Origin of the sequence: Paraglaciecola sp. (assembly GCF_030730205.1) — a bacterium.
Lineage (GTDB): Bacteria > Pseudomonadota > Gammaproteobacteria > Enterobacterales > Alteromonadaceae > Paraglaciecola.
Genome location: NZ_JANQVQ010000039.1, coordinates 1 through 5,527, shown reverse-complemented (window position 1 = coordinate 5,527; position 5,527 = coordinate 1). Strand labels below are relative to the sequence as shown.

Below are 5,527 nucleotides of genomic sequence, written 5' to 3'. Positions count from 1 at the left end.
TGTATGCTATAAACCCAATTAAGACAGTCGAGCCTCGATGAAAGAATGCACCCAGTGCGGAAAATGCTGCACCAAATACAGTGATGGTGGTTTATCAGCAACTGACGACGAAATAGCCATGTGGCAGTTGTTTAGACCGGATGTTGCCGAGTATGTCAAAGCAGGCCTTATTTGGATGAACCCGCAATCGGGTAAACAACTGAGTTTATGTCCCTTTTTACGTAAAGTGCCTGAGCAAAATATTTATACTTGCGACATTTATTACGACCGTCCAGATGATTGCAAATTCTATCCTGTCACCATTAAACAAATGATCGGTGATGAATGTGAGATGCTTGAAGATGATGATCTCAAGCATCCCGAAAAAGCCCAAAAAACGCTAGATAAAATAATGGCAGATAGCCGCCCAGCATTTGACAAGTGATCGACTAATTCACTTCGACTCTGGTATAGATAAGCTCTGTTGCTGTACTTCTGTCCTCACTAAAGCGATAGCCAGCCACATCAAAGGCTTTGAGCTGAGCCACTTCGCTCAATCGATTTTGAATAATGTAACGGGCCATCAAACCGCGGGCTTTTTTGGCATAGAAGCTGATCACTTTATACTGACCACTTTTATAGTCTAAAAAGGTTGGCGTGATAATTTGTGCCTCTAATTTTTTCGGCTTGACCGACTTAAAATATTCATTTGATGCAAGATTAACCAGAACGTTATCACCCTGTGCTTTAACGGCAGAATTGAGCAGCTGAGTGATTTTATCACCCCAAAACTGATACAGATCGTTACCACTATCAGTGCTTAATTTTGTGCCCATCTCAAGTCGATAGGCCTGCATTAAATCTAAAGGTTTTAGCACCCCATATAAACCTGAAAGTATGCGTAAATGCTGTTGAGCAAATTCGATATCTGCTTCGCTTAGTGTGGTGGCATCTAAGCCGCCATATACATCGCCGTTAAACGCTAACACCGCCTGTTTGGCATTTTCTGGGGTAAACGGCGGTTGCCAACTGGCAAAACGATCGGCATTTAAGCCCGCTAGTTTGTCACTGATTTTCATTAACGATGAGATGTTAGCAGGGGAGAGCTGCTTGCAGCGCTCAATTAATTGCGCAGATTCTTCTAACAACTGGGGCTGGGTATATTTCAAAACTTCTGCAGGCTTTTCAAAATCAAGGTTTTTGGCCGGCGACAACACAACTAACATAAATAATCCTAAAAACGTAAACAAAGCCTTTATAAGGGGTACGCAGTAAAATGCAAGTTAGATGTTCCAATTAGTCTCTTTACAGCCAATAATCACCGCATAAAACCTAAATTTCTTAGATATTCAGGTTCAATTAATCTTTAATCGGCTTTAATACAGCCCAAGCACTCATGACATAAAATCAATAGGACACCAATGCTTAAGTTTTTTCCCCTAATACTGACTTGTTCCCTATTTTTAAGCGGCTGCGCGAACATGGATAAATCGATGTGTTTGGCGGCAAACTGGCAAACTATTGGTTTTGAAGATGGCGCTGCAGGACGGCCTCAAACAGAAATAGCACAACACCGTAAAGACTGTGCGAAGCACGGTATAACACCCGATTTAACTGCTTACCGTACTGGGCACCACGAAGGCTCAGTATTATTTTGTACTGATAACAATGGGTTTCGCCATGGTAGCGCCGGAAAAAATTACCAAAATAGCTGTCCTGAAGCACTTGCTAACGCGTTTTTAAGCGGATTTAAAGATGGTGAAGAGTTATATCAAGCGCAAGGTTCAATGAATCATGCTCAGAGCAATCTTAATCATTTGCTCAATGACATCAGCAAATTACAAACACAGATTGACCAACAAACCGAAATGATGATTGCTGATGGTTTGACTCGTGATGAACGCGCAAAAATTCGTGACGACATTGCGCTAATGCAGGCCGATTTAGCGCAACTTTATGGGCAAAGATCAGAGTTTGAGCAGCAAGTAGCCACAGCGAAATTTAATTACGAACGCACTTTACGCCGATTTTCTCGGTATAACTAAAATCCCATAAGGAAGATCCGTGAAAAAATCATCAACAATACTAGCCTGTCTTTTTGTCAGCCTGTCGGTATTGAGTTTTACAAGTCAGGGTAAACCACCCAAAGGCCTGAGCATTTTTGTTAAACAAGAGATAAATACCACCGACAGAATTACCGGCGTGGGCGTAGCTCAGCGCATTGAGTTTGCTTACAGTGACTTTGGAGCTGAAACCACCACAAACATAAATCATGCAGAGGTACTGACGGAAGATGGTTATTTAGAAGAATTTTTAGCATGGGAAGTGGGAGTGAAAGTTGGCTATTTTTCTGACGTATTCTTCTATGTTGAAGCAGGTATTGATTTGGCTGAAGGCATACTCAACGCCGATCGTAACGATGACTGCTGTTACACCAATTACGAACAAAACAACGATCCAGACGGCTACGCAGGCTTAGGTTTAGGTTTTCAGTTACAACACGCCCGGCTCGAATTATCGGCCCGGGCTCGACAATTAGACAGCGACAACTGGCGTAGCCAAGCCTATATATTTTACGGCGCGCAGTTAAGCATCGGGTTCTAACTCGATAGCTTGTAGTAAAAATACAAACAATAGGGTGGCATTACGCTTACGACTATTTATCTTTGCATTATTTTTGTTGGTAAAAATTCGGTTTTTACTGGAGTCATCACCATATCAGCTATAATCTACAAACCAAGCCGACCAATGTGTCTCTGCGTAGCCTTAGATACATTCGGGTAACAAATTTTCAGAACATATAGTATTCATCTTAATTCTTTTAATCATCTTAGTTTTTTGTAAAGATAACTACCATTCAAGTCGAGCACTTACGAGGATCTCATGTCAAATCAGTTACAAGCACTGCGCGAAATTACTACTGTTGTTGCCGATACCGGTGATATTGAAGCGATAAAAAAATATCAACCTGTTGACGCGACGACTAACCCTTCTTTACTGCTAAAAGCAGCCGAGATGCCTCAATATAAAGCGCATTTAGAACAAGCGGTAGCCTGGGCTAAAAAACAGTCTAACGACGCAGAGCAACAAATTATTGATGCAGGCGACAAACTGTCTGTTTCAATCGGCACGGATATTGTCAATATCGTACCGGGACGTATCTCAACTGAAGTTGATGCGCGTTTATCCTTTGATACGCAAGCAAGTATTGAAAAAGCGCACAAACTAATTGCCTTATACAAAGAAGCTGGCATTGAAAAAGAACGCATTTTGATTAAATTGGCTTCTACATGGGAAGGTATTTGTGCTGCCGAGCAGTTAGAAAAAGAAGGTATTAACTGTAACCTAACGTTATTGTTCGGTTTTGCCCAAGCCCAAGCTTGTGCCGAAGCAGGTGTATTCCTTATTTCACCTTTTGTTGGTCGTATCTTGGATTGGTATAAAGCTAAAACGGGTAAAGACAGCTACGCTCCTTCTGAAGATCCAGGCGTACGTTCCGTAACTAAAATTTACAACTATTACAAGCAACACGGTTATAAAACGGTTGTGATGGGCGCCAGTTTCAGAAACACCGATGAAATTACTGAATTAGCCGGGTGTGATCGTTTAACTATCGGGCCAAACTTGCTTGAAGAACTCTCACAAAATAACGCCCCACTTCCACTTAAATTGAAAGACAATGGTGCCACATCCACACCTGGTCCTCGTTTAACTGAAGCGCAATTCCGCTGGGAAATGAACCAAGACCCAATGGCCACAGAAAAGTTATCTGAAGGTATTCGTAACTTTGCTATTGACCAAGTAAAACTTGAAACCTTGCTTAAGAGTTATTTATAAGCTTGGCATAACAATACAAATTAAGCGTCTAGATTAGGCGCTTTTTTATTTGTCCAAATTGAAACGAGATGAGTCTTTTATTATGACAGCACTAACGACTTCGCCAACATGGCAACAGCTATCTGAGCTTGCACAGCAGGTAAAAACCCAACACATGCGCGATTGGTTTGCTGCCGATCCACAACGCGCTGAAAAGTACACCGTTTCAGCCTGTGGCATTGAACTCGATTATTCTAAAAACCTCATATCAACCGAGGTGTTGTCAGCGTTACAGCAACTTGCACAAGATAGCCAAGTAGCGGAAAAACGTCAGGCCATGTTTGCCGGTGACATTATCAACCACACTGAAAAACGCGCTGTACTGCACACAGCTTTACGTAATTATTCGGGTAAGGCTGTATTGGTTGATGGCCAAGACGTGATGCCAGAAGTACAGGCCTGTCAGCAAAAAATTAAAGACTTTGTAGCAAGTGTGCATCAGGGTGAACGCAAGGGTTATACCGGAAAAGCCCTGACCCAAATTGTTGCAATTGGTATTGGCGGCTCTTTCTTAGGCCCTAAGATCATGTCTGAAACCCTTAAACCTTACTGGTTTGATGGCGTTAAAGTACATTATGTGGCTAACGTTGATGGTTGTCATATTCAAGATGTATTAGCCAAATTAGATCATGAAGAAACCCTAGTGGTGATGTCATCTAAATCTTTCACCACTCAAGAAACGTTACAAAATACCTTAACAGCCAAGGCTTGGTTCTTAAATGCCGGTGGTAGTCAGCAAGATATCGCCAAGCACTTTATTGCCGTTTCATCAAACATCAAAGCCGCCACCGAGTTTGGTATGGCTGAAGAAAATATTTTCCCTATGTGGGATTGGGTCGGTGGTCGCTATTCTTTGTGGTCAGCAATTGGTTTACCTATCGCATTGACCATCGGCTACGAACACTATGAAGCTCTATTAAAAGGTGCGTACGACATGGACGTGCATTTTCAAACGGCAGCGCCTGAACAGAACTTGCCGATGATTTTGGCTTTATTAGGGGTGTGGTATGTCAACTTTTTTGACGCACAAAGCCACGTATTACTGCCTTATTATCACTACATGCGTGGTTTTCCTGCCTACGTACAACAACTCGATATGGAAAGTAATGGTAAACGGGTTGCGGGTAATAGCACTGTTGTTGACTATGCCACTGGCCCTATTATTTGGGGTAGCGAAGGCACAAACGGCCAGCATTCATTCCATCAGCTTATCCATCAAGGTACTGTATTAGTTCCAGCTGATTTTATGCTGCCACTGAATGTACCTAATCAAGACGCCACTCATCATGCCATGTTAGCCTCAAACTGTTTTGGTCAAACCCAAGCATTGATGCAGGGTAAAACGTTTGAAGAATGTAAAGCCGACTTAGCCAGTAAAGGCTTGGACGCCGATACTTTAGATTCATTAGCAACCCACAAAACCATGCCGGGCAACAAGCCAAGTAATACCTTGTTGTTCAATCAAATGGATCCACAGACATTAGGTGCATTGGTTGCCCTATACGAACACAAAGTATTTGTACAAGGCGCGATCTGGGGAGTGAATTCATTTGATCAGTGGGGTGTTGAATTAGGTAAAGAATTGGGTAATCAGGTACTCGATAAATTAGTGAATACTGATGCTGCCCTAAATTTTGATGCATCAACCAATCAGCTCATCGCTAAATTTAGA

Annotated in this window: 6 protein-coding genes; 5 read left to right on the top strand and 1 reads right to left on the bottom strand. The window is 42.2% G+C overall.

The window, feature by feature from the left end:
* Positions 1-37: 37 nt before the first annotated feature.
* Entirely contained in the window at positions 38-424 is a 387-nt protein-coding gene (locus NWQ57_RS03740) for a YkgJ family cysteine cluster protein (RefSeq protein ID WP_306020722.1), read from the top strand.
* A 4-nt stretch (positions 425-428) separates the two neighbouring features.
* On the opposite strand, the gene yaaA is transcribed toward NWQ57_RS03740, so the two are convergent.
* Positions 429-1,205 carry a peroxide stress protein YaaA gene (yaaA, locus tag NWQ57_RS03735; RefSeq protein WP_306020721.1) on the bottom strand — a complete coding sequence of 259 codons (777 nt, stop codon included), beginning with the start codon at positions 1,203-1,205 and terminating at the stop codon, positions 429-431.
* A gap of 255 nt (positions 1,206-1,460) precedes the next feature.
* Here yaaA and NWQ57_RS03730 point away from each other — a divergent pair, with 255 nt between their 5' ends.
* The 4 genes from NWQ57_RS03730 to pgi form a co-directional block, all read left to right on the top strand.
* Positions 1,461-2,024: a DUF2799 domain-containing protein gene (locus tag NWQ57_RS03730; protein ID WP_306020720.1), complete on the top strand. Its 564-nt coding sequence runs from the start codon at positions 1,461-1,463 to the stop codon at positions 2,022-2,024.
* Positions 2,025-2,043: 19 nt separating this feature from the next.
* A complete protein-coding gene (locus NWQ57_RS03725) occupies positions 2,044-2,583 on the top strand; it encodes a hypothetical protein (RefSeq protein WP_306020719.1) in 540 nt (179 codons plus the stop codon).
* 279 nt (positions 2,584-2,862) lie between these two features.
* Positions 2,863-3,816, top strand: a complete 954-nt coding sequence (gene tal / locus NWQ57_RS03720) for a transaldolase (protein WP_306020718.1) — start codon at positions 2,863-2,865, stop codon at positions 3,814-3,816.
* Positions 3,817-3,898: 82 nt separating this feature from the next.
* Positions 3,899-5,527, top strand: a 1,629-nt coding sequence (gene pgi / locus NWQ57_RS03715; protein WP_306020724.1) for a glucose-6-phosphate isomerase, incomplete at its 3' end; no start/stop codon positions are given.

What these genes read in the sequence shown, in the direction of transcription:
- NWQ57_RS03740 (WP_306020722.1), top strand. Translation starts at nt 38, where the DNA reads ATGAAAGAATGCACCCAGTGCGGAAAATGCTGCACCAAATACAGTGAT.
- yaaA (WP_306020721.1), bottom strand. Translation starts at nt 1,205, where the DNA reads ATGTTAGTTGTGTTGTCGCCGGCCAAAAACCTTGATTTTGAAAAGCCT.
- tal (WP_306020718.1), top strand. Translation starts at nt 2,863, where the DNA reads ATGTCAAATCAGTTACAAGCACTGCGCGAAATTACTACTGTTGTTGCC.
- NWQ57_RS03730 (WP_306020720.1), top strand. Translation starts at nt 1,461, where the DNA reads ATGGATAAATCGATGTGTTTGGCGGCAAACTGGCAAACTATTGGTTTT.